Annotated in this window: 18 protein-coding genes; 9 read left to right on the top strand and 9 right to left on the bottom strand. The window is 64.0% G+C overall.

The genetic code is table 11. The annotated features are described in order from the left end of the window. The first annotated feature begins 158 nt into the window (after positions 1-158). The gene (locus IVB32_RS25390; RefSeq protein ID WP_247391047.1) at positions 159-512 is read left to right on the top strand and encodes a hypothetical protein; all 354 of its coding nucleotides are present in this window, start codon (positions 159-161) and stop codon (positions 510-512) included. A gap of 151 nt (positions 513-663) precedes the next feature. Here IVB32_RS25390 and IVB32_RS25395 read toward each other — a convergent pair whose 3' ends face one another. The 9 genes from IVB32_RS25395 to IVB32_RS25435 form a co-directional block, all read right to left on the bottom strand. After that, positions 664-1,257, bottom strand: a complete 594-nt coding sequence (locus IVB32_RS25395; RefSeq protein ID WP_018454707.1) for a GNAT family N-acetyltransferase — start codon at positions 1,255-1,257, stop codon at positions 664-666. A gap of 94 nt (positions 1,258-1,351) precedes the next feature. Beyond that, on the bottom strand, positions 1,352-3,799 hold the full coding sequence (locus IVB32_RS25400) for a penicillin acylase family protein (protein WP_018454708.1): 2,448 nt from the start codon (positions 3,797-3,799) through the stop codon (positions 1,352-1,354). 46 nt (positions 3,800-3,845) lie between these two features. Next, positions 3,846-5,348, bottom strand: coding sequence for a glycerol kinase GlpK (gene glpK / locus IVB32_RS25405; RefSeq protein WP_018454709.1), 1,503 nt, complete (start codon positions 5,346-5,348; stop codon positions 3,846-3,848). A 356-nt stretch (positions 5,349-5,704) separates the two neighbouring features. Continuing rightward, complete coding sequence (locus IVB32_RS25410) at positions 5,705-6,478, bottom strand: glucose 1-dehydrogenase (RefSeq protein WP_085351716.1); 774 nt, start codon at positions 6,476-6,478, stop codon at positions 5,705-5,707. A gap of 150 nt (positions 6,479-6,628) precedes the next feature. Continuing rightward, positions 6,629-7,771 (bottom strand): pimeloyl-CoA dehydrogenase small subunit, encoded by a 1,143-nt coding sequence (gene pimD / locus IVB32_RS25415; protein ID WP_018454711.1) that lies wholly within the window; start codon positions 7,769-7,771, stop codon positions 6,629-6,631. A gap of 132 nt (positions 7,772-7,903) precedes the next feature. Next, positions 7,904-9,094 (bottom strand): pimeloyl-CoA dehydrogenase large subunit, encoded by a 1,191-nt coding sequence (pimC, locus tag IVB32_RS25420; RefSeq protein WP_018454712.1) that lies wholly within the window; start codon positions 9,092-9,094, stop codon positions 7,904-7,906. 155 nt (positions 9,095-9,249) lie between these two features. Continuing rightward, positions 9,250-10,437 carry an acetyl-CoA C-acyltransferase gene (locus IVB32_RS25425; protein ID WP_247294166.1) on the bottom strand — a complete coding sequence of 396 codons (1,188 nt, stop codon included), beginning with the start codon at positions 10,435-10,437 and terminating at the stop codon, positions 9,250-9,252. Beyond that, positions 10,434-12,128 carry a dicarboxylate--CoA ligase PimA gene (gene pimA, locus IVB32_RS25430; RefSeq protein WP_018454714.1) on the bottom strand — a complete coding sequence of 565 codons (1,695 nt, stop codon included), beginning with the start codon at positions 12,126-12,128 and terminating at the stop codon, positions 10,434-10,436. The genes IVB32_RS25425 and pimA overlap by 4 nt, the downstream gene beginning before the upstream one ends. A gap of 217 nt (positions 12,129-12,345) precedes the next feature. After that, complete coding sequence (locus tag IVB32_RS25435; RefSeq protein WP_247411764.1) at positions 12,346-14,442, bottom strand: 3-hydroxyacyl-CoA dehydrogenase NAD-binding domain-containing protein; 2,097 nt, start codon at positions 14,440-14,442, stop codon at positions 12,346-12,348. 127 nt (positions 14,443-14,569) lie between these two features. Between IVB32_RS25435 and IVB32_RS25440 the strand changes: the two genes are divergently transcribed. From IVB32_RS25440 to IVB32_RS25475, 8 genes are all read left to right on the top strand, one after another. Continuing rightward, positions 14,570-15,436: an IclR family transcriptional regulator gene (locus IVB32_RS25440; protein ID WP_018458483.1), complete on the top strand. Its 867-nt coding sequence runs from the start codon at positions 14,570-14,572 to the stop codon at positions 15,434-15,436. Between the two features lie 66 nt (positions 15,437-15,502). After that, on the top strand, positions 15,503-16,300 hold the full coding sequence (locus IVB32_RS25445; RefSeq protein ID WP_007599710.1) for an ABC transporter ATP-binding protein: 798 nt from the start codon (positions 15,503-15,505) through the stop codon (positions 16,298-16,300). Continuing rightward, entirely contained in the window at positions 16,297-17,010 is a 714-nt protein-coding gene (locus tag IVB32_RS25450; RefSeq protein WP_007599709.1) for an ABC transporter ATP-binding protein, read from the top strand. Before IVB32_RS25445 ends, IVB32_RS25450 begins: the two co-directional genes overlap by 4 nt. A gap of 12 nt (positions 17,011-17,022) precedes the next feature. Continuing rightward, positions 17,023-17,901 carry a branched-chain amino acid ABC transporter permease gene (locus IVB32_RS25455; RefSeq protein ID WP_007599708.1) on the top strand — a complete coding sequence of 293 codons (879 nt, stop codon included), beginning with the start codon at positions 17,023-17,025 and terminating at the stop codon, positions 17,899-17,901. A gap of 2 nt (positions 17,902-17,903) precedes the next feature. Next, a complete protein-coding gene (locus tag IVB32_RS25460) occupies positions 17,904-18,920 on the top strand; it encodes a branched-chain amino acid ABC transporter permease (protein ID WP_026233593.1) in 1,017 nt (338 codons plus the stop codon). Between the two features lie 31 nt (positions 18,921-18,951). Beyond that, positions 18,952-20,187: an ABC transporter substrate-binding protein gene (locus IVB32_RS25465; RefSeq protein WP_026233592.1), complete on the top strand. Its 1,236-nt coding sequence runs from the start codon at positions 18,952-18,954 to the stop codon at positions 20,185-20,187. Positions 20,188-20,308: 121 nt separating this feature from the next. Continuing rightward, positions 20,309-21,535, top strand: a complete 1,227-nt coding sequence (locus IVB32_RS25470; RefSeq protein ID WP_018458480.1) for an ABC transporter substrate-binding protein — start codon at positions 20,309-20,311, stop codon at positions 21,533-21,535. A gap of 239 nt (positions 21,536-21,774) precedes the next feature. Next, the gene (locus tag IVB32_RS25475) at positions 21,775-23,004 is read left to right on the top strand and encodes an ABC transporter substrate-binding protein (protein WP_018458479.1); all 1,230 of its coding nucleotides are present in this window, start codon (positions 21,775-21,777) and stop codon (positions 23,002-23,004) included. Positions 23,005-23,176 lie beyond the last annotated feature (172 nt).

Genomic DNA, 23,176 nt, shown 5'->3' on the forward strand with positions numbered 1-23,176 from the left:
CCTATGCCCGTTTCATCCGGGAATTGATCGACTCACACGATCCCCCCAATTTCAGCGAAGAGGTGAACGCTCTGCTGCGGAAAGCCGGCAGGGGCGATGAAATAGTGCCTCTGACTGGTGAGGACCGGCGGAAATTGGAAGACAATCTACGAGGTTACATGGATGACGCTGTAATTCTCGAGGTGCTCGTGGCGAATCCGGACGCGCGGTTCAATCCTCATGATTTTACCCAAATCGATCCGTCCAACCCGGAAGGCCACGCAGAGATGGCGTGGAACGAAACGTTCCTGACCGCGGATGGCGAGACGGTGATCGAGACCGACTACAAGCAAAGACTGCCCGCGGCGAAACAGTATCGCGTGGTGTTCGTCATCCATCGTTGGGAGCCTAGCCTCCCACTGCTCTCCAGCTACGGAGAGCTGTATGCTCCGCCCGTGCAGCCATTGACCGAGCGATTACGGCGTCTCGCTCCCTATGATCTTCCGGAACCGAGTGTTGGCGTGATCCGGTGATCCCGCCACGCGTAGCCCCAATGAAACGCGACGACAGCGCCACACTCCGTCATTGCGAGCGCAGCGAAGCAACCAGTATCTCCCACGGAACCAGACTGGATTGCTTCGTCGCAAGGGCTCCTCGCAATGACGGCGGAGAGGCAGCTGCTACCTATTCGATGATCGGCACATGCTTTGCCGCGGACCGCGGCGCCGTGCCATCGAGCCGCGGGTCGTCGGCGATCTCGATCTGGCGGCGGAACGGACGGAAGCCCGAGCGCTGGTAGAATGCGACGGCGGACGGATGGTCGAACGTGCAGGTGTGCACCCAGACGCGGGACAGGTCGCGTGACCATGCGAGCTCAAGCGCGCGGTTCATCATAAAGCGGGCGGCACCGCTGCCGATCAGTTTTGCGGTGACACCGAAATACACCAGCTCGCATTGGCCGGCCTCGCGAAAGTCCAGCTCCAGCAGGCCCTCATCGTGGCCGTCCACGACAAGCGCATATACCTCGACGCCCGGTGCATGGATGATTGCGGCGAGCTCGCCGTCGTTCATGCGCGCCCGCGAAAACCACAGCCACTCCTCGCCGACGCGGCGATGGAGGTCGCGATACCAATGAAGCGCGGGAGTATCGACCTTGCGCAGGGTCCATGCGCCAAGAGGATTGTCACGCAGCGGCGGACGCGCTGTCATCTCGAGATGCGTGACGACGGCAGCGATCTTGCTGGCGGGAATGTCGGAATAGCCGTCGGGGAGGATCATGGGATGCGTCCCTTAGAAGCTGAACGCCGGCAACACATTCCGGGTCGTCCTGGCGAAAGCCTGGACGACGGCGGGATTTCTGGATACGCCTCATTCACCGCGGCGTCAGCGTGATCGCCTCCGCCGTTGCAGCCTCGACCGCGGCGCGGCTGTAGAGCAGCGGCACATACTGGCCGGTCGCCCAGAGCGGCGCGAGGTCGCGATAATGGCCGCTGAAGGGATCGCCCGACTGGCCCGGTGTGTTGATGGTGCGGCTCGCATCCCAATTGCCGACGTCGAGCACCATGCGGAACGATGCGCCAGCGAACAGCTGATAATCGGTGCGGCGATAGGTGGCCGCGCGCGGCACGTTGGCGGCGCCGCCGTAGGCCAGCGGACCGACCGAGAGCTGAGCGGCCGTCGCCTTGTCGGCCAGCGGCATCAGAGCATGGTCGAATTTTGCGACGTGCAGGCGGCCCCAGCGCCAGGTTGAGGAATCGGCCCCGAGCTTGGCTGTGACATCGGCCACCGCGGCGCCGAGGCTGTCGCGCAGGATCTGGTCGCGCGCGGTGGCGGGATCGGAGCCAAACGACGCGTCCGGAGATTCCAGAAAGGCGACAAGCGCCGAAATGCTGGACGCCTCCGGCGCGATCAGGTCGGCAGCCTTGGGCGCCGTGGTCTTCAGCAGTACCGGTCCAAGATGATTGGAGATCCAGACCTCGAACACCGCAGCAGCGGCATTGTCGGCGGCATCACGGGCGTCCCAAGGCTTGAGCAGTTCGAGGCCCTTCTTCACGTTGGCATCGTCCGAAGTGAGCGGCTGCAACAGCTTGACCAGCCGCCGGCCCAGCATCGTGGTGTCGTCGTTCTGCAGATCCATGGCATCGGCCAGCGTCACCTTGCTGTTGGCCTTCAGGACCTCGGTGATGCGCTGCCAGCGCGCACTGTCCGCCCATTCGAAGCCGACCTTGCGCTCGCTGACGGGATAATCCGCCGGCAGGTTCATCTGGTTGGCGGTGGCGAGAAAGCCCTGCTTGGGCTGATAGGTCTTGGGCAGTTCGTCGAGCGAGAGAAAACCCTGCCATTCGTAGCGGCCGTCGCCGGGCACCGGCATCAGGCCATCATAGTTGGCGCGCCGCGGCGTCTTGCCGGCGGCGACCCAGCCGATATTGCCCTTGGTGTCCGCATAGACCTGATTCTCCGACGGCGCGCCCCAGCGCCGCATGGCGCCGAGGAATCCGTTCCAGTCCTTCGCGGTCATGTAGTCGGAGGAGCCGAAATAGGCCGAGGTGCCGGGCTCGAACCAGATCGAGCGGACGGCGAAGGCCCGCTTGTTGGCGTCGTCGACGTAGATCACCGGACCATGCCGGGTGAATTTCAGCTCGAGATCGCGATCGCTCTCGCCTTTCACCTGCTCTTTCTCGTGGACGATGCGCATGTCCTCCCAGCCAGCGCCATAGCGGTACTGGTTGGGATTCTGCGGATTGAGCTCGTAGATGTAGAGGTCTTCCTGGTCGACGTTGAAGATGGTGAGACCGAAGGCGATGGTGCCGTTGTGGCCGATGGAGATGCCGGGCAGCGCGGGCTCGCCCGCGCCGATCACGGAGAGGCCGGGCGCATTGAGGCCGACGATGTAGCGCAGCGAGGGCACGCTGTGCTCGCGATGCGGATCGTTGGCGAGGATCGGACGCCCAGTCGCGGTCCGTGACGCCGCGATCACCCAATTGTTGGAGCCGATGGTGTCGCGTTGCAGGTCGGCCTCGGTGAGGTACTTGTCGGGATCGTGCGCGAGTGCGGCCTGGCGATCTTTCGGCGCGGCAAAGGCGACCGGGCGCGTCGCCAGATCGTAGGGCGCCAGCACCGCCTTCGGCACGCTGCAGGGATCGAGACCATCTGGAATTTTCGTCGTCCACGCCGGCTCGAGCTTGACGCGAAACCGATCGGCATCGAGGCCTGCCGCGCAGGCGACCAAGGAGCGCTTGACCTCGGAGGCGACATTGCGCGTCAGGCCGTGGCTGCGGATGCGGACGATGTCATCCGCCGTCCACGCATCCGGCATCGTGCCGGCGATCCTGAACTCGATCGGCAGCGGGCGCTTGCCCGCGCGCACATCGGCGACGTAGGCGTTGACCCCGGCGACGAATGCCTCCGCATAGGTCTTCCCCTTGGGGCCGTAAGCCGCCCATTCCGCATTCATATCGCCGCGATAAAGAAAGAGACGCAGCGCCTTGTCCTGTTCGGCATAGGCCGGGCCGAAATCCTTGGCCAGCAGACCAAGCCCTCGCTTGCGCCAAAGATCGATCTGCCAGAGCCGGTCGCGCGCGGCGTTAAAGCCTTGCAGGAAGAACAGGTCGTGCTCATTGCCGGCATAGATGTGGGGGATACCCCAGACATCGACCAGAATCTGCGCGGGAGCATCGAGACCGGCGACGTCGGTCTTGACCTGCCGCGCGCTGCCGAGCGGGTCCGGCTTCTCACGCGCGAGGGAGGTCGAGGTGAGCAGCGCGGCGCAGATCGCGGCGCCGCAGAGCTTTTGGACGACCCGGTTGAAATCCGTGTTCATTGTCGTTTCTCCCGTTTGTTGTTGTTGGGCGCGTCGTGCGCGCCCGTTATTCGCCCTCGTCGCTCGCGAGCACGCCCTTCACCGCCCTCGTCCATCCCGCAAGCTTCCGCTCGCGCGTCGCCTGGCTCATGTTGGGCTTGAAGCGGTGCTCCAGCCGCCAGTTATCGGCGAATTTGGTCGGCTCGGGATAGACGCCGGCCTCGAGGCCGGCAAGATAGGCGGCGCCAAGTGCCGTCGTCTCCTGGATCACGGGGCGATCGACCGGCGCATCGAGCAGGTCGGCGAGGCGCTGCATGGTCCAGTCGGATGCGGTCATGCCGCCATCGACGCGGAGCACGACGCTTGCCACCTCCGAGCTCGGCCAGTCGGCGCGCATTGCGGCCCAGAGATCAAAGGTCTGGTAGCAGACGCTTTCCAGGGCGGCGTGGGCAAGCTCGGCCGGGCCGGTGTTGCGGGTGAGGCCGAACAGGGCGCCGCGCACGCGCGGATTCCAGTACGGCGCGCCCATGCCGACGAAGGCCGGGACGAGATAGACGCTCTGCATGGAGTCCGACTGATCGGCGAGAGGTCCGGTCTCGGCGGCATGCTTGATGATGCCGAGGCCGTCGCGCAGCCACTGCACTGCCGAACCTGCGACGAAGATCGAGCCTTCGAGCGCATAGGTGCGCTTGCCCCCGAGCTGGTAGGCGATGGTGGTGAGCAGCTTGTTCTTCGAGGCCACGGGCGTGGTGCCGGTGTTGAGCAGGGCGAAGCAGCCGGTGCCGTAAGTCGATTTCATCATCCCCGGACGGAAGCAGGCCTGGCCGATGGTCGCGGCCTGCTGGTCGCCGGCGATGCCGCAGATCGCAATGGCGCCGCCGAACAAATCCGGCGTGCTCTCGCCGAAACGGGCGGAGGAATCCTTCACCTCGGGCAGCATCGAGCGCGGCACGCCGATGATCTCCAAGAGCTCGTCGTCCCACTGGCCGGTGTGGATGTTGAACAGCAGCGTGCGCGAGGCGTTGGTGGCGTCGGTGGCGTGGACCTTGCCGCCGGTGAGACGCCAAAGCAGATAGCAATCGACGGTGCCGAACATCAATTCGCCGCGCGCGGCGCGCGCCCGTGCGCCGGGGACGTGGTCGAGAATCCAGGCGACCTTGGTGCCGGAGAAATAGGGGTCGATGATCAGGCCGGTCTTCTGCGAGATCACGGGCTCGCGGCCGTCGGCTTTCAGCTTGGCGCAGATGTCGGCGGTGCGGCGGTCCTGCCAGACGATGGCGCGGTGCACGGCCTGCCCGGTGGCGCGGTCCCACACCACGGTGGTCTCGCGCTGGTTGGTGATGCCGATCGCGGCGATGTCCTTTGCGCCGATGCCGGCCTGCGCGATCGCGTCGCGGCAGACCGTCACGGTCGAGGTCCAGATGTCCTCGGGCTCGTGCTCGACCCAACCCGAGGCAGGGAAATGCTGCGGAAACTCGGCCTGCGCCTTCGCCGCAATGGAAATGTCGCCGCGAAACACGATCGCGCGCGAGGAGGTGGTGCCCTGGTCGATGGCGAGGACGAAAGACATGGAAGCAAACCTTGGGGTTTCTTTGGCGTTTTCCCGGCGTTGTCCGGTGAGGGGCTATTGTGTTTCGCCAAAGGGAGCGGATTAGGGCGGGAAGGTCAAGACGGCTGTCCTCCCACCCTCCCCTGGAGGGCAGGGTGGGCTCGCATGCAGCGAAGCGGAACGCGAACCGGGGCGGGGTGACAGACTATCCGCGAACTTGATGAGCAGCAGCCGTCTCGTCGACGCAAGCGATACCGCCTTTGCGGCTTCACCCCACCCCGCCTCGCGTTGCGCTCTGGGCAACACGAAGCGACCCTCCCCCTCTAGCGGAGGAAAAGTGAAGCGCGCCCGGCGTACAATTGCAAGTAGAGCAGAAGTTACGGCGCCGCCGTGGTCACGCCGCCGTCGATGACGATCGTTTGTCCCGTCATGAAGCTCGACGCGTCGGAGGCGAGGTAGGCCACTGCGCCTGCGATTTCGTCGGGTTCGCCGATACGGCGGAGCGGCGTGGTGGCCGTGCGGCGTTTCAGATTCGCTTCGTCTTCCCACAGCGCGCGGGCGAAGTCGGTCTTGACGAGGCCGGGCGCGATGCAGTTGACGCGGACGCCTTTCGGGCCCCATTCGCCGGCGAGCGAACGACACAGCGCGAAGTCGGCGGCTTTCGAGATGCCGTAGGCGCCGATCACGGTCGAACCGCGCAAGCCCCCGATCGAGGAGATGATGACGACTGAGCCGTTGCCGCGGTCGGCCATCTGCGGGATCGCAAGCGCGGAGAGCCAGATGTTGCTCTTGACGTTGCTGCCCATGATCTTGTCGAAGGCCTCGTCGGTGATGTCGAGCAGCGGGCCGTAATACGGGTTGACCGCGGCGTTGCAGACGAGGATGTCGATCTTGCCGTAATGCTTGATCGTGCCCGCGATCAGCGCCTCGACCTCCTGCTTGCGCGCGATGTTGCAGGGGATGACGGTGGCCTCGCCGCCGGCCGCCTTGATGCCGTCGGCGACTGCCTTGCAGGCATCGGCCTTGCGCGAGGAGACCACCACTTTGGCGCCGAGCTTTGCGAGCAGCTCGGCGGAGGAGCGGCCGATGCCGCGGCTGGAGCCGGTGACCACGGCGACCTTGCCGGTGAGATCGAACGGGGTGTTCTTCATTGTTGTTGGGCTCCGTTGAGGCCACTTGTTCAGACGTCATCGCCCGGCTTACCCGGGCGATCCAGTATTCCAGAGACGGCGCGGCTAGAACCGAGAAGCCGCAGCGTACTGGATCCCCCGCCTGCGCGGGGGATGACAGCGACCTTGTAGCTAGATCAACCCGCCACCGTCCGCCACGCGGCGCTGGTGGTAGTCGGTGTCGCCGAACGAGTTCTCGATCATGGTCAGGCGCTTGAAGTAATGGCCGATCTTCGCCTCCATGGTCATGCCGATGCCGCCGTGGAGCTGGATCGCCTGCTGTCCCACGAACTTCAGCGACTTGCCGATCTGCACCTTGGCCGCGGCAATAGCGTTGCTGCGCTCCTTGGCGTCCTGGAAATCGCCCGCCATGGTCGCGAACATCGACATCGATCGCGCCTGCTCGGTGGCGACGAACATGTCAGAGGCGCGGTGCTGCAGCGACTGGAACGAGCCGATCGGCACCCCGAACTGCTTGCGCGTCTTGATGTACTCGACCGTGGTCTTGAGCGATTCGTCCATCAGGCCGACCGCTTCGGCGCAGAGCGCGATGCGAGCTTCGTCGACCACACGCTCGATCAGCGTGAGCGAATCGTCGGGATTGCCGAGCACGGCATCGGCACCGATTTCGACGCCGGTGAAGGTGATGTCGGCGGCGTGCAGGCCGTCCTGGGTCGGGTACGACTTCTTGGCGACGCCCTTGGCGTCGGCCGGCACCAGGAACACGCCGATGCCGCTCTTGTCGCGGCGCTCGCCCCTAGTGCGCGCGGTCACGATGAGGGTATCTGCATTCTCGCCGTTGAGCACGACGAACTTCTCGCCGTCGATGACCCAACCGTCGCCCTTCTTCTTCGCCGTCGTGGTGACGTCGAAGAGATCGTAGCGCGAGTTCTTCTCGAGCTGGGCAAAGGCGAGCGTCTTGCTGCCGTCTACGATGCCGGGCACATGCGCGGCCTTCTGCGCATCGCTGCCCGCATGGCGCAGGAAGCCGCCGCCGATCACGACGGTTGCGAGGTAAGGCTCGAGCACCAGTGCCTTGCCGAGCGCCTCCATCACGATCATGGTCTCGACGCCGCCGCCGCCGAAGCCGCCATCGGCCTCCGCGAAGGGCAGACCGAGCAGGCCCTGCTCGGCGAGCTTGCCCCAGACCGCTTTGCTCCAGCCGCCCTTCTCCTTCATGTACTTCTTGCGGCTCTCGAAATCGTAGGAATCGGTCAAGAGGCCGTCGATGCTTTCCTTGAGAAGCCGCTGCTCCTCGTTCAGATCAAAATCCATGTTCTTTGCTCTCCGGTATCGATTTCGTCATGCCCGGCCTTATGCCGGGCATCCACGTTCTTTCGTGGCGCTAGGCGTGGATGGCCGGGTCAGGCCCGGCCGTGACGGTGAGTGCGTGTTGATGGTGTACGATCAAAGCCCCAGCACCGCCTTGGCGATGATGTTGCGCTGGATCTCGTTGGAGCCGCCGTAGATCGAGACCTTGCGGTTGTTGAAATAGCTCGGCGCGATCTGGGCGGTCCAGTCCATGGCTTCGTTCGAGCCGTCGTCGCCGTGCACGTCATAGGGTGCCGCGAACGGGCCGATCACCTCCATCAGCAGCTCGGTGGTGGTCTGCTGGATCTCGGAGCCCTTGATCTTCAGCACCGAGGAAGCCGGATTGGGCTTGCCTTTGCCGTGCTTGCCTTCGTCGGCGACGACGCGGAGCTGGGTGAGTTCGAGCGCCTTGAGCTCGATCTCGCAGGCCGCGAGCTTGTCGCGGAAGGCCGCGTCCTGAATGATCGGCTTGCCGCCGGATTCGACCTTGGAGGCGAGATCGCGGATGCGGCGGAGCCGCTCCTTGGAGACGCCGACCCGCGCGATGCCGGTGCGCTCATTGCCGAGCAGGAATTTCGCGTAATCCCAGCCCTTGTTCTCCTCGCCGATCAGGTTCTCGATGGGCACTTCGACGTCGTCGAAGAACACCTCGTTGACCTCGGCGCCGCCGTCGATGGTCTGGATCGGGCGCACCGTGACGCCCTTCGACTTCATCGAGAACACGATGAAGGAGATGCCCATCTGCTTCTTGGCGGACGGGTCGGTGCGGCAGAGGCAGAAGATCATGTCGGCGTGCTGGGCGAGCGTGGTCCAGGTCTTCTGGCCGTTGATGATCCACTTGTCGCCCTTGCGCTCGGCCTTCGTCTTCAGCGAGGCGAGGTCGGAGCCGGAGCCGGGCTCGGAGAAGCCCTGGCACCACCAGTCGTCGACATTGGCGATGCGCGGCAGATACTGCTTCTTCTGCTCTTCATTGCCGAAGGTGTAGATGACGGGACCCACCATGCTGACGCCGAAGGCGAGCGGCTGCGGCGCCGGATAGGACTGCAGCTCCTCGTTGAAGATATAGTGCTGCACGGAGGTCCAGCCGGTGCCGCCATATTGCTTGGGCCAGTGGCTGACGCCCCAGCCCTTCTTGTTGAGGATGCGCCACCACGTCACCATCTCGTCCTTCGAGAGGTGGCGGCCCTCGACCAGCTTGCGCCGCGTATCCGGCGGCACGTTGTCGCGGAAGAATGACCGCACTTCCTCGCGAAACGCCTGCTCTTCTTTCGTGAATGCGAGATCCATCGGATCCTCCTGTGAATGTGTCGTCCCGGCGAAGGCCGGGACCCATAACCACCGGCCTTCGTTGGTTTGCGAAGGCCATTGTTGTTCGCGTGCCACACTCCTGCTGCGGAGTATGGGTCCCGGCTTTCGCCGGGACGACGGTTACTGGACGACGGCTACTGCAACACCTCGAAAAGCCCCGCCGCGCCCATGCCGCCGCCGACGCACATGGTGACGACCGCGTACTTCGCCTTGCGGCGGCGGCCTTCAATCAGAGCGTGGCCGGTGAGGCGCGCGCCCGACATGCCGTAGGGATGGCCCACCGCGATCGCGCCGCCGTCGACATTGATCTTGTCGGGGTCGATGCCGAGCTTGTCGCGGCAATACAGCACCTGCACCGCGAAAGCTTCGTTCAGCTCCCACAGGCCGATGTCGTCGACGGTCAGGCCATGACGCTTGAGCAGGCGCGGCACGGCGAATACCGGGCCGATGCCCATCTCGTCCGGCTCGCAGCCGGCGGAGACGAAGCCGCGGAAGATGCCGAGCGGGTTCAGCCCGCGCTTTGCCGCTTCCTTGTCGCTCATGATCACGCTCGCGCTGGCGCCGTCCGAAAGCTGGCTGGCATTGCCGGCGGTGACCGAAAATCCCTCGCCACGGACGGCCTTGAGGCCGGCGAGGCCTTCTGCGGTGGTCTCGGGGCGCGGGCCCTCGTCCTGCGACAGCGTGACGTCCTTGAACGAGACTGCACCGGTGGCCTTGTCGGTCACCGCCATCCTGGTGGTGATCGGCGCGAGCTCATCCTTGAACTTTCCGCCCTGCTGCGCCGCGGCGGTGCGGCGCTGGCTCTCCAGCGAATATTCGTCCTGCTTTTCGCGCGAGATGCCGTAGCGCTTGGCGACGATCTCGGCGGTGTCGATCATGGGCATGTAGACCTCGCCCTTGATCTCGAGCAGCGCCGGGTCCTGCGCGTGGAAGCCGTTCATCTTGTCGTTCTGCACCAGCGAGATGGACTCGCCGCCACCGCCGACCGCGATCTCGACACCGTCGAAGATCACCGAACGCGCGGCGAGCGCGATCGCCTGCAGGCCCGAGGCGCATTGCCGGTCGATAGTGGTGCCGGCGACGGTGACGGGGAGACCGGCACGGAGCAGCGCCTTGCGCGCGATGTTGCCGCCGGTCGCGCCCTGCTGGAGTGCTGCGCCCATCACGACGTCCTCGACCTCCTTGGGGTCGATCTTGGCGCGCGCGACGGCCTCGCCGATGGCGTGGCCGAGCAGCGTTGCGCCCTCGGTGGCGTTGAGCGCGCCGCGATAGGCCTTCCCGATCGGGGTGCGGGCGGTGGAAACGATGACGGCGTCGGTCAAGCGCGATCTCCTGATGCAAGTCGGGTGGCAAGTTGGGCGGATTGTGACGGTTTCTGCCGCTGGCGCAATTCGTGGCGCGACAGCTTTCCGACCGGCGTGCGCGGCAGATCGTGGACGAATTCGACCTCCGCCGGCAATTCGTGCTTGCCGAGCTTGCCGGCGAGCTGAGCGCGCAGCTCGTCGAGCGAGAACGGCTTTGCATCCGTCTTCAGCTTGATGAAGGCTTTGGCGGCCTCGCCGCGGTACTGGTCGGGAATACCGAGCACGATCACCTCGTGCACGCCTGGTATGGTATAGATCGCCTGCTCGATCATCTGCGGATAGACGTTGAAGCCGCCAGAGATGATCATGTCCTTCTTGCGGTCGACCAGGAAGAAATAGCCGTCGGTATCGACATAGCCGATGTCGCCGGTGAGGAAGCGGCCGTCGACGAAGGCCTCCGCGGATCCTTCGGGCTTATTCCAGTAGCCTTTGGTGACGTTCGGGCCCTTGATGCGAATCTCGCCGACTTCGCCCGGCGGCAGCACCTTCGAGGGATCGTCCAGGGAAACGACGTCGAGCTCGATGCCGGGCAGCATCAGGCCGATCGAGCCGGGCTTATCGGGACCTGTAGGCGGATGGCCGGTGCCGGGCGAGCAGGTCTCGGTCATGCCCCAGCCGCTGCGGAGCTTCTTGCCGACTTTGCGCTCGAAGAAACTCGCGATCTCCACCGGCAGCGGCGCGCCCCCGGAGCCGATCGTCGCCAGCGAGGAGAAATCGCGCTTGTCGAGATCGGGAAGGGCTGCGATCGCGATCCACATCGTCGGCACGCCGGGAAAGTAGGTTGCGCGCTTGATTTCGATGTCGCGCATCACCGCTTCGACGTCAAAACGCTGATGCAGCGAGATCAGATTGCCGCGCCTGAGCGAGGACAGCAGCACGACGGTGAGCGCATAGATGTGGAACAGCGGCAGCACGCAGATCACGCGCTCGACGACGTCGCCACGCGTCGCGCGCGACGGCTTGCCCCAGACGTCGTAGATCGACACGGCCGAGGTGAGATTGCCGTGGGTCAGCATCGCGCCTTTGGGCAAGCCGGTGGTGCCACCGGTATATTGCAGCAGCGCGACATCGTCGGCGCTCACTTGCGGCCACTCTGCCGGCGCGGTGGCGCCCTCGACAAAGGCCTTGAAGGTGACGATGCGGGGATCGCTGGGGATCGCAGCCTGCGGCGTGCCGACCTTACCCCAATTATCGTCCTCGCAGACCACCAGGCGGTCGATCAGGCCCTTCTCCAGGAATTTCAGCGCGGTCGGCAGCAACGCCGCCAGGTTAGAGGTGACGAGCAGGCGCGAACCGGAATCGGAGACCTTGTGCGTCAGCGCGATCTCGCCGTCGAGCGGTGAGAGATGCGCGACGCGGGCGCCGGCCTTCAGCGCGCCGAAGAAATTGACGGGATGGTCCGGCGTATTGCCGAGGAACAGCGCGACCGAACTGTTCTTGCCGTAGCCGGCGCGCAGGAAGGCGGCGGCTGCGCGCTCAGCCATCGCGGCGAGTTCGCTGTAGGTAATCGGATGGTCGCGGAATTCCAGCGCGGTGCGCGGGCCGTACTCGGCGGCGGCTTTTGCCAGCAGATCAGGCAGCGTGCCCTGGACGATGGTGTCGTCCCAGCGCACGCCCTCGGGATAAAACTGTTCGCCGGGATGGGTCATTAGGGGTCGTTACTCTGCAAGGCGGCCGCGACGATACCGTGTGAGGTGGGCACAAGCGGACCGGCTCCCTTCCCCCTTGTGGGGAAAGGTTGGGGAAGGAGGTGGCCACAAACGCCGGCGCCCGGGCCTGCCCCCGTCCCTGACCCTCCCCCACAACGGGGGAGGGAACGGAGAGAGCGTTGCCCGGGACGAGACATCACAGCCACCGCCAATCCAATCACGCCGCTTTCGAGCCCGCCGCGAGCGAGGCGAAGGTCTTGCCTTCGGCCGCGAGCTTCTTCAGCAGCGGCGCGGGCTCGAGGCTCGGATCGTTGGTCTCCTTGGCGTAGAAGGAGAGCCGATCGGCGATGTGCTTGAGGCCGACGGTGTCGGCCCAGAACATCGGGCCGCCGCGGTAGATCGGCCAGCCATAGCCATAGAGCCAGACCACGTCGATATCGGACGGGCGCGCGGCAATGCCCTCTTCCAGGATCTTCGCGCCCTCGTTGATCATCGGGTACATCATGCGCTCGAGGATCTCATCGTCGCTGACGACGCGCTTCTTGCGGCCCAAACGAAGCAGCGTCTCGTCGATCAGCTTCTCGACTTCGGGATCGGGCAGCGCCGAACGGGAGCCGGCTTCGTATTTGTAATAGCCCTTGCCGGTCTTCTGGCCGAAGCGTCCGGCTTCGCAGAGCGCATCCGCGATCTCCGACTTGATGCCGCGGTCCTTGCGCGAGCGCCAGCCGATGTCGAGGCCGGCGAGGTCACCCATCGCGAACGGCCCCATCGGCATGCCGAACTTCGTCACGACGGCGTCGACCTGCTGCGGAAGCGCGCCTTCGAACAGCAGTTTCTCGGACTGCTTGCCGCGCTGGGCCAGCATGCGGTTGCCGACAAAGCCGTCGCAGACGCCGACCACGGCCGGCACTTTTGCGATTTTGCGCGCGATCGAGACCGCCGTCACAAGGGCATCCGGCGCGGTCTTGTCGGCGCGCACGATCTCGCACAATTTCATGACGTTGGCGGGAGAGAAGAAGTGCATGCCGAGCACGTCCTGCGGACGCTTGGTCGACTTCGCGATCTCGTCGATGTTCAGGTAGGAGGTGTTGGAGGCGAGCACGGCGCCCGGCTTGACGTACTGGTCGAGCTTGCCGAACACTTCCTTTTTCACTGCCATGGTCTCGAACACGGCTTCGATGACGAGGTCGGCGTCGCCGACGTTCTCGATGCCCACGACGCCGTTGATCAGCGCCATGCGCTTCGCGGGCGCATCCGCCGGGATGCCGCCCCGTGCCGCGGTCGCTTCCCAGTTCTTCTGCATGATGCCCATGCCGCGCTTGAGCTGCTCCTCGCCTGTCTCGATCAGGGTGACGGGAATGCCGGCATTGGCAAAGGACATCGCGATGCCACCGCCCATCGTGCCGGCGCCGAGGATGGCGACGCGGTTCACGGGCCGCGGCTTGGTCCCTTCAGGAACGCCGGCGATCTTGCTGGCCTCGCGCTCCGCGAAGAAGGCATAACGCTGCGCCTTGGACTGATCGCTGGCGACGAGCTTCAGGAAGCCCTCGCGCTCCTTCTTCAGACCTTCGTCGAACGGCAGGTCGATGGCGTAGCCGACGGCGTCGGCCGCCGCGAACGGCGCTTCCAGGCCGCGCGACTTCCTGGTCATGGCGGCGACCGCATTGGTGAAGATCGAGCGGTCGGCCTTGGCCGCCGCGATCTTGGAGTCGTCGTCACGCAGGCGGCGCAGCGGACGCTTTTCAGCCAGCAGCTTTCGTACGAAGGCTTCGCCACCGGCGGCCGGACCCTCGACGATCTCCTCGATCAGACCGTTCTTCAGCGCTTCCGCCGCTCCGATCGGATCACCGCCGACGATCATCTTGACCGCGAGCTCCGGTCCAACCGCGCGCGGCAGGCGCTGGGTGCCGCCGGCGCCCGGCAGCAGGCCGAGCTTCACCTCGGGGAGGCCGAGCTTGGCTTCCTTCACCGCGACGCGGAAATGACAGGCGAGCGCGACCTCGAGGCCACCGCCGAGCGCGGTGCCGTGGATCGCGGCCACGACCGGCTTCGGTGAATTCTCGATCTCGGAAAGCACGTCGTTAAGGGCGGGCGGCTTCGGCGGCTTGCCGAATTCGGTGATGTCGGCGCCCGCGATGAAGGTGCGGCCGGCACAGGTCAGCACGATGCCCTTGATGGCGGGATCGGCGACCGCGGCCTTGATGCACTCCAGAATTCCGCCACGAACCGCGGCGCTCAGCGCGTTGACCGGAGGGCTGTCGACCGTGACGATCCCGACTTCGTCATGACGCTCAAGCTTGACCACTTCGCTCACGGTGTCCCTCCTTGGTGGGGTAACTTTGTTCAATTTCGCACTGCAGAATTTAATTCCGCATCTTGACGGCAGGGTTATTTTGAAGCACGTGGCTTGTCAACGACTCCGCGCAAGAAGCAGATCAGGGATGAAGCGTACAGGAAAGAAGACAGCGACCGATCGGAATTTCGTCGTCGCGCTTTCCCGCGGACTTGACGTATTGCGCGCATTCCAGCCCAGCGACGGACTTCTTGGCAATCAGGAAATCGCGGCCCGCACCAATTTGCCCAAGCCGACCGTTTCGCGGCTGACCTATACCTTGACCAAGCTCGGCTATCTGACGCCGGTTCCCCGCTTCGAGAAATATCAGCTTGCGCCGGCCGCGATGGCGCTCGGCTACGCCGCGTTGTCCAATCTCGGCGTTCGGCATTTGTCCGAGCCGTTTCGCGAGGAAATGATGCGTGCGACCGGCGGCGCCGTCGCCATCGGCGGCCGCGACCGGCACAGCATGATCTATTTCGGACAGAGCCGTGGCAGCGAGACGGTTGGCGTTCAACTGGACGTCGGCTCCCGCGTGCCGATTGCAACCAGCGCGATGGGCCGCGCCTATTTCTGGGCACTCGACGAAGACAATCGCGCTGAACTGTCTCGTGTCTTGCGCGAACATTACGGCAGCCGCTGGCCCAAGATGCGCGACGGGTTGGAACGCTCCGGCGAGACGGTCGCGAAATATGGATTTGCGATTTCGGTCGGCGACTGGCACGACGACATCGGCGCCGCCGGCGTCGCGCTCAGACTCAACGACGGAACCGGTCCTTACGCATTCAATTGCGGCGCGCCCGCATTCCGCTTCACGGAAGAGCGTTTGATCAACGACATTGGACCGCGTCTGCTTGCGATGGTAAGGAACATCGAAGCGGCACTCGGGGGTCTGATGCCGCATTCCAAAAAAGACGTCAGCAAAAAGCTGAAATCAGGAGGGAAAGTTGCGCGTGTGGCCGAGGGGATCAGATAGCCTTTGTCATCATCGGGAGCGGTTCACATCGCCCCTTCGCTCACTGAACACAGTGGGCGAGACGAGATGACGCAGGCACAGCTCGCGCAGGGGACATCGCCCCTGCTCGCGGTTCGCGACGTCAGCGTCGTGTTCGGCGGCATCGTCGCGCTCAATGGTGTGTCCTTTGACATGCACAAGGGCCAGATCCTCGGCTTGATCGGCCCTAACGGCGCCGGCAAGACCACGCTCTTCAACTGCCTCTCGCGGCTCTACCAGCCGTCGTCCGGCGACATCCTGATGGAGGGCGCGAGCATCCTGACGCGCCCGCCGCACCGGATCGCGGAGATCGGCATCGGCCGCACCTTCCAGAACGTGGCGCTGTTTCCGAATTTGTCGGTGATGGACAATGTCCGCGTCGGCACCCATGCCCGCACCTCCAGCGACATCATCAGCGACTCGCTGCGGCTGGCCTGGGTTCGCCGCAGCGAGAGCGACGTCAACAAGAAGGTGCACGAGATCCTCGCCTATCTCGACCTCGAGGACGTCGCCCACACCGTCGTGTCGGGCCTGCCGTTCGGCACGCAGAAGCGCGTCGAGCTGGCGCGCGCGCTCGCTGCCGATCCGAAGATCCTGCTGCTCGACGAGCCCGCCGGCGGCCTCAACCACGAGGAAGTCTACGTGCTCGGCGACCTCATCCGCCGCATCCGCGACGAACGCCACATGACCGTGCTGCTGGTCGAGCATCACATGGGCCTCGTGATGTCGATCGCCGACCACGTCGTCGCGCTGAATTTCGGCAAGAAGCTCGCGGAAGGCACGCCCGCCCAGGTGCAGGCGGATCCCGACGTCATCAAGGCCTATCTCGGGAGCAAGGACCAATGACGACGCTGCTCAACGTCAAGGACCTGCGCGCTTATTACGGCCAGGTCCAGGCCCTCCACGGTCTGTCCTTCTCGCTCAGCGAGGGATCGCTGACCACGTTGCTGGGGGCCAACGGCGCCGGCAAGACCACCACGCTGCGCGCGATCTGCAACATGGTGCGCTCAACCGGCGGCATCGAGTTCGACGGCAAGCCGCTGAACAACCGCTCCACCGAGAGCATCGTGCGGTTCGGCATCGCCCATGTGCCGCAGGGCCGCGGCACCTTCACCACCATGACGGTGGAGGAAAACCTCCAGCTCGGCGCGATCACCCGCAAGGACAGCGCCGGCATCGTCTCCGACATCGAGCGCATGTATGCGCATTTCCCGGTGCTGAAGCAGCGGCATACCCAACAGGCCGGCACGCTCTCGGGCGGCGAGCAGCAGATGCTGGCGGTCGCCCGCGCCCTGATGCTGCGGCCGCGGCTGATGCTGCTGGACGAGCCTTCGTTCGGCCTGGCGCCGCTGGTGGTGCGCGACCTGTTCGGCATCCTCGGCAAGATCAACCGCGAGGACAAGGTGTCGATCCTGGTGGTCGAGCAGAACGCCCAGCTCGCGCTGGAGCTCGCCGACCAGGCCTATGTGATCGAGACCGGGCGCATCGTGATGTCGGGCAACGCCAAGGACATCGCGAACAACGAAGAAATCCGCAAATCCTACCTGGGTTACTGAGGAGCCGGCACGATGGAGCTGTTCACCAACCAAGTGCTGGCCGGCATCGCCACGGGCGCGATCTACGCCTGCATGGCGCTCGCCGTGGTCATGATCTATCAGGCGATCGACCATCTCAACTTCGCCCAGGGTGAGATGGCGATGTTCTCGACCTTCATCTCCTGGCAGCTGATGCAATGGGGCATCCCATATTGGGCTGCCTTCGTGATCACGCTGGCATTGTCCTTTGTCGGCGGCATCGCGATCGAGCGCATCCTGTTCAAGCCGCTCGCCAAGGCGCCGGTGCTGACCAACGTCGCCGGCTTTATCGCGCTGTTCGCGATCATCAACTCCTCGGCCGGCCTGATCTGGGACTTCACCATTAAGCAGTATCCGACCCCGTTCGGCTCCTCGCCCTTCCTCGGCAGCCAGCTGATCTCGACCCACCAGGCCGGCATGATCGGCGTCACCGTGCTGCTGCTGCTCGGCCTCTACTTCTTCTTCCAGTACACCAAGATCGGCCTCGCCATGCGCGCGGCCGCCTCCGTGCCTGAATCGGCCCGACTGGTCGGCATCAACACGAGCTGGATGATCGCGCTCGGCTGGGGCATGGCGTCCGCGATCGGTGCGATCGCCGGCATGCTGATCGCACCGGTCGTGTTCCTCGAGCCCAATATGATGGGCGGCGTGCTGATCTACGGCTTCGCCGCGGCGGTGCTCGGCGGACTGACCAGCCCGTTCGGCGCCGTGGTCGGCGGCTTCCTGGTCGGCGTCTTCGAGAACCTCGCCGGCACCTACATTCCCGGCGTCGGCAACGAGCTGAAGCTTCCGATCGCGCTCGCGCTGATCATTTCCGTCCTGGTCGTCAAACCCGCTGGCCTGTTCGGCCGGCAAATCGTCAAGCGAGTTTGATCATGAGCGCTGCAGAAGACGTCGTCACGGAAGCCCCGGCCGTCGAGGCGGTTCCGAAGCGGGCGATGACGCTGGGCACGGGCACCTCTCTGTTGGTGCTGGCGGTGCTGTTGATCGTGCCGGTGTTCGTCAAGAACTTCATCATCTTCCAGATGACGATGCTCCTGATCTACGGGCTCGCGGTGCTGGCCTTGAACATCCTGACGGGCGGCTCCGGCCAGTTCTCGCTCGGCCAGAGCGCCTTCTACGCCGTGGGCGCTTATACGTCGGCGGTGCTGATGGAGTACTTCAACGTCAACTATGCGCTGACAATTCCGATTTCCGCCGCGGTCTGCTTCGCATTCGGCTACCTGTTCGGCAAGCCGGCGCTGCGGCTGTCGGGCGTCTATCTCGCGCTCGCGACCTTTGCGCTTGCCACCGCGATGCCGCAGCTGCTGAAGCTGAACTTCCTCGAGCACTGGACCGGCGGCGTGCAGGGCCTCGTCGTCACCAAGCCCGACGCGCCGTTCGGGCTGCCTATGTCGCAGGACACCTGGCTCTACTACTTCTCGCTCGCCGTCGTGCTCGCGATCTACATCTTCTCGGTCAACCTGCTGCGCTCCCGGTCGGGCCGCGCCTTCATGGCGATCCGCGACAACGAGATCGCGGCCTCCTCGATGGGCGTCAACGTCGCACTGTACAAGACGCTGGCCTTCGGCGTGTCCGCCGGCATCACCGGCGTTGCCGGCTCGCTTGGCGCCATCGCCGTGCAGTTCGTCGCGCCCGACAGCTACACGATCACGCTGGCGATCTCGCTGTTCCTCGGCATGGTCGTCGGTGGCGTCGGCTGGCTGCCCGGCTCGTTCGTCGGCGCCGCCTTCATCATTTTCGTGCCGAACATGGCGGAGGGCATCTCCAAGGGCCTCTCCGGCGCGGTGTTCGGCGTACTCCTGTTCGCCGTCATCTACCTCGTGCCGCACGGCGCGAGGCAGATTGCGATCATGGGCCAGCAACTCGTCGGCCGGCTCAGAAAGAACTGACAACCCGTTGATTAAGCTAAGGAGACCCGAATTGTTTTTTGAAAGAACACTGCGAACCGCTGCGCTGGTGACGGCAACGGCGGTCATCACTCTCACCTCCGGCGCCGCATTCGCCCAGAAAAAATATGACACCGGCGCGTCCGATACCGAGATCAAGATCGGCAACATCATGCCGTATAGCGGTCCGGCCTCGGCCTATGGCATCATCGGCAAGACCGAAGAAGCCTACTTCAAGATGATCAACGACAAGGGCGGCATCAACGGCCGCAAGATCAACTTCGTCACCTATGACGACGGCTATTCGCCGCCGAAGGCCGTCGAGCAGGTCCGCAAGCTGGTCGAGAGCGACGAGGTGATCGTCGTGTTCAACCCGCTCGGCACGCCCTCGAACAGCGCGATCCAGAAATACCTCAACGCCAAGAAGATCCCGCAGCTGTTCGTCGCCACCGGCGCCACCAAGTGGAATGACCCGAAGAACTTCCCCTGGACCATGGGCTGGCAGCCGTCCTACCAGAGCGAAGCGCAGATCTACGCGAAATGGCTGTTGAAGGAAAAGCCGGACGCCAAGATCGCGATCCTCTATCAGAACGACGATTTCGGCAAAGACTACCTCAAGGGCACCAAGGACGGCCTGGGCGCCAAGGGCGCGTCCATGATCATCATGGAAGAAAGCTACGAGGTGTCCGAACCCTCGATCGACGGTCACATCGTCAAGATCAAGGCGGCCAATCCCGACGTCCTGCTGATCTACGCGACGCCGAAGTTCGCGGCCCAGACCATCAAGAAGACCGCCGAGCTGAGCTGGAAGCCGCTGCAGATCCTCACCAACGTGTCGATCTCGGTCGGCAGCGTGATGAAGCCGGCCGGCTTCGAGGCCTCGCAGGGCGTGCTGTCGGCGGCCTATGCCAAGGACTCCACGGACCCGCAGTGGGCCAACGACCCCGGCATGAAGAAGTGGAACGAGTTCGTCGACAAGTACATGCCGGGTGCCGACAAGTCCGACACCAGCATGGTCTACGGCTACGGCGCGGCGTCGACGCTGGCCAAGGTCCTGGAGATGTGCGGCGACGATCTGACCCGGGCCAACATCATGAAGCAGGCGGCCTCGTTGAAGGATTTCGCACCGGATACCCTGCTGCCCGGCGTCAAGATCAACACCAGCCCAACCGACTTCGCCCCGATCGCCCAGCTCCAGATGCAGCGTTTCAAGGGCGAGAAGTGGGAACTCTTCGGCGAGATCATCAGCGGCGACATCGCCACGGAGTGACGCTCTGACGCTATAGTCCGACACATCGAGAAGCCCCCGCGAACGAATCGCGGGGGCTTTTTGTTGACGTCCCGCATCAATCTTGTTCAATGCGGCGGCGATCCGTTCCGGGTGGAGAAAGATGACTGCCGTTCGATTTCAGGTTGCGGGCGTTCTGGCCGCATTCGCGTTGTGCACTGCGATGAGCGGCCCGGTCCTGGCGCAGAAGAAATACGACAGCGGCGCTTCCGATACCGAGATCAAAATCGGCAACATCATGCCCTATAGCGGCCCGGCCTCCGCCTATGCGGCGATCGGCAAGGCCGAGGAAGCCTATTTCAACAAGATCAATGCCGAGGGCGGCATCGGCGGCCGCAAGATCAAGTTCATCTCCTACGACGACGGCTATTCGCCGCCGAAGACGGTGGAGCAGGCCCGCAAGCTGGTCGAGAGCGACGGGGTGCTGCTGATCTTCGGCTCGCTCGGCACCTCCACCAACGGCGCCATCCGCAAATACATGAACGAGAAGAAGGTGCCGCAATTGTTCGTGGCGAGCGGCGCTTCGAAGTGGAACGATCCGAAGCAATATCCCTGGACCATGGGCTGGCAGCCGAGCTACGCCAGCGAGGCGCGCATCTACGCCAAATACATCATGAAGGAGAAGCCGGACGGCAAGATCGGCGTGCTCTATCAGAACGACGATTTCGGCAAGGACTACCTGAAAGGGCTGAAGGATGGCCTTGGACCCAAGGCCTCGATGATCGTGCTGGAAGACGGTTACGACACGTCGGAGCCGGCAATCGACGAGCACGTTGTGAAATTGAAGGCCTCCGGCGCCGACATTTTCGTCAGCATCACCACCCCGAAATTTGCAGCGCAGGCGATCAAGAAGGCGGCCGAGATCGGCTGGCATCCGGTCCACATCATCTCCAACGTCTCGGCCTCGGTCGGCGGCGTACTCGAGCCGGCGGGGCTCGAGATCTCGCAAGGGATCCTGTCGGCGAGCTACACCAAGGACGCCTCCGACCCGCAATGGAATGCCGATGACGGCATGAAGAAATTCTACAACTTCCTCGCCAAATACGATCCCAAGGCCAACAAGCTCGATGCCGGCGTGGTGTTCGGCTATGCCGCCGCGCAGACCATGGTGAAGGTGCTGCAAATGTGCGGTGACGACCTCACCCGCGACAACGTCATGAAGCAGGCCGCCTCCTTGAAGGATTTCCAGCCCGACACGCTGTTGCCAGGCATCAAGATCAACACCGCAGCCGACGATTTCGCCCCGATCGAGCAGCTCCAGATGATGCGCTTCAAGGGCAAGAAGTGGGAGCTGTTCGGGGACGTGATCTCGAGCGAGCTCGACCACTGAAGCCGCGCAACTCAAACTCGCTCCTGATCGGTTCATCAACTCAAGCGGATGCCTCTTCTCGCAGTCGCACACGAGCGCGCGGCCGCCCCTGACTACTAAAGAAGCAGCCCCCGCGACCCCGCCGCAGGGGCTTTCTGTTGTAGGCATCAGGTAAATCGTATTGAATTGCGGCTGCGTCACCAAAAACAGGCAACACAAGAAAAGGGACGCACACACACCAAGAAAATAGGGAGATAGGAATGCCCGCTGTCACCGGCAAACTTGCGGCCGCGTCACTGGCGCTCGCGCTCATTGCGGCCTCGGCCTCCACTGCATCGGCCCAGAAGAAATACGACACCGGCGCGACCGATACCGAGATCAAGGTCGGCAACATCATGCCTTACAGCGGACCGGCCTCCGCCTACGGCATCATCGGACGGACCGAAGCCGCCTATTTCAAGAAGATCAACGACGAAGGCGGCATCAACGGTCGCAAGATCAACTTCATCAGCTACGACGACGCCTACTCGCCGCCGAAAACGGTGGAGCAGGCGCGCAAGCTGGTCGAGAGCGACGAGGTGCTGTTCATCTTCAACTCGCTCGGCACGCCGCCGAACTCGGCGATCCACAAATACATGAACTCGAAGAAGGTGCCGCAGCTCTTCGTCGCCACCGGCGCCACCAAGTGGAACGATCCGCAGAACTTCCCCTGGACCATGGGGTGGCAGCCCAACTACCAGAGCGAGACGCAGATCTACGCGAAGTGGCTGCTGAAGAACAAGCCCGACGCCAAGATCGCCGTGCTGTTCCAGAACGATGATTACGGCAAGGATTATCTCAAGGGCCTGAAGGACGGCCTCGGCGCCAAAGCCGCGTCGATGATCGTCGTGGAGGAGAGCTACGAGACCTCCGAACCGACCATCGACAACCACATCGTCAAGCTGAAGTCGACCGGCGCCGACGTCTTCATGAACATCACGACGCCGAAATTCGCAGCCCAGGCGATCAAGAAGAACGCCGAGATCGGCTGGAAGCCGCTGCACTTCCTCAACAACGTCTCTGCCTCCGTCGGCAGCGTGATGAAGCCTGCCGGCTTCGAGAACGGCCAGGACATCATCTCGGCCGATTATCTGAAGGACGTATCGGATCCGCAGTGGGCCAATGATGCCGGCATGAAGGACTTTCTCGCCTTCATGACCAAATACTTCCCCGAGGGCGACAAGCTCGATAAGGGCACGATCGTCGGCTATGCCGTGGCCCAGACCCTGGTTCAGGTCTTGAAGCAGTGCGGTGACGATCTCACGCGCGAGAACGTCATGAAGCAAGCGGCGAATCTGAAGGACTTCCGCACCGAGGCCCTGCTGCCGGGCGTGAAGATCAACACCTCGCCGACCGATTTCGCGCCGATCAGCCAGCTTCAACTCGAGAAGTTCAAAGGCGAGAAGTTTGAGCTGTTCGGAGACGTGATCAGCGCCGACGTCGGCGGTTAGCCCCATCAAGGACGCGACGACGGAAACCCCCTGCGAACCATCGCAGGGGGTTTTTGCTTGCGCGGCGATTATGATCACGCGATTGCACAATCGAATGATGGCAAAGCCGGCTTACGCTTTGGCGCATGATGCGGTAGGCAGGTGAGCGGCGCGTTCGCCGCCAGTCTTTCCT

The organism is Bradyrhizobium sp. 23 (assembly GCF_023073295.1).
GTDB classification, from domain to species: domain Bacteria; phylum Pseudomonadota; class Alphaproteobacteria; order Rhizobiales; family Xanthobacteraceae; genus Bradyrhizobium; species Bradyrhizobium canariense_D.

Coding starts and splice junctions, on each gene's coding strand:
- IVB32_RS25395 (WP_018454707.1), bottom strand. CDS start 1,257: ATGATCCTCCCCGACGGCTATTCCGACATTCCCGCCAGCAAGATCGCT.
- glpK (WP_018454709.1), bottom strand. CDS start 5,348: ATGTCTTTCGTCCTCGCCATCGACCAGGGCACCACCTCCTCGCGCGCG.
- IVB32_RS25440 (WP_018458483.1), top strand. CDS start 14,570: ATGAAGCGTACAGGAAAGAAGACAGCGACCGATCGGAATTTCGTCGTC.
- IVB32_RS25390 (WP_247391047.1), top strand. CDS start 159: ATGGATGACGCTGTAATTCTCGAGGTGCTCGTGGCGAATCCGGACGCG.
- IVB32_RS25455 (WP_007599708.1), top strand. CDS start 17,023: ATGGAGCTGTTCACCAACCAAGTGCTGGCCGGCATCGCCACGGGCGCG.
- IVB32_RS25410 (WP_085351716.1), bottom strand. CDS start 6,478: ATGAAGAACACCCCGTTCGATCTCACCGGCAAGGTCGCCGTGGTCACC.
- IVB32_RS25470 (WP_018458480.1), top strand. CDS start 20,309: ATGACTGCCGTTCGATTTCAGGTTGCGGGCGTTCTGGCCGCATTCGCG.
- pimC (WP_018454712.1), bottom strand. CDS start 9,094: ATGGATCTCGCATTCACGAAAGAAGAGCAGGCGTTTCGCGAGGAAGTG.
- pimA (WP_018454714.1), bottom strand. CDS start 12,128: ATGACCCATCCCGGCGAACAGTTTTATCCCGAGGGCGTGCGCTGGGAC.
- pimD (WP_018454711.1), bottom strand. CDS start 7,771: ATGGATTTTGATCTGAACGAGGAGCAGCGGCTTCTCAAGGAAAGCATC.
- IVB32_RS25400 (WP_018454708.1), bottom strand. CDS start 3,799: ATGAACACGGATTTCAACCGGGTCGTCCAAAAGCTCTGCGGCGCCGCG.
- IVB32_RS25475 (WP_018458479.1), top strand. CDS start 21,775: ATGCCCGCTGTCACCGGCAAACTTGCGGCCGCGTCACTGGCGCTCGCG.
- IVB32_RS25460 (WP_026233593.1), top strand. CDS start 17,904: ATGAGCGCTGCAGAAGACGTCGTCACGGAAGCCCCGGCCGTCGAGGCG.
- IVB32_RS25445 (WP_007599710.1), top strand. CDS start 15,503: ATGACGCAGGCACAGCTCGCGCAGGGGACATCGCCCCTGCTCGCGGTT.
- IVB32_RS25450 (WP_007599709.1), top strand. CDS start 16,297: ATGACGACGCTGCTCAACGTCAAGGACCTGCGCGCTTATTACGGCCAG.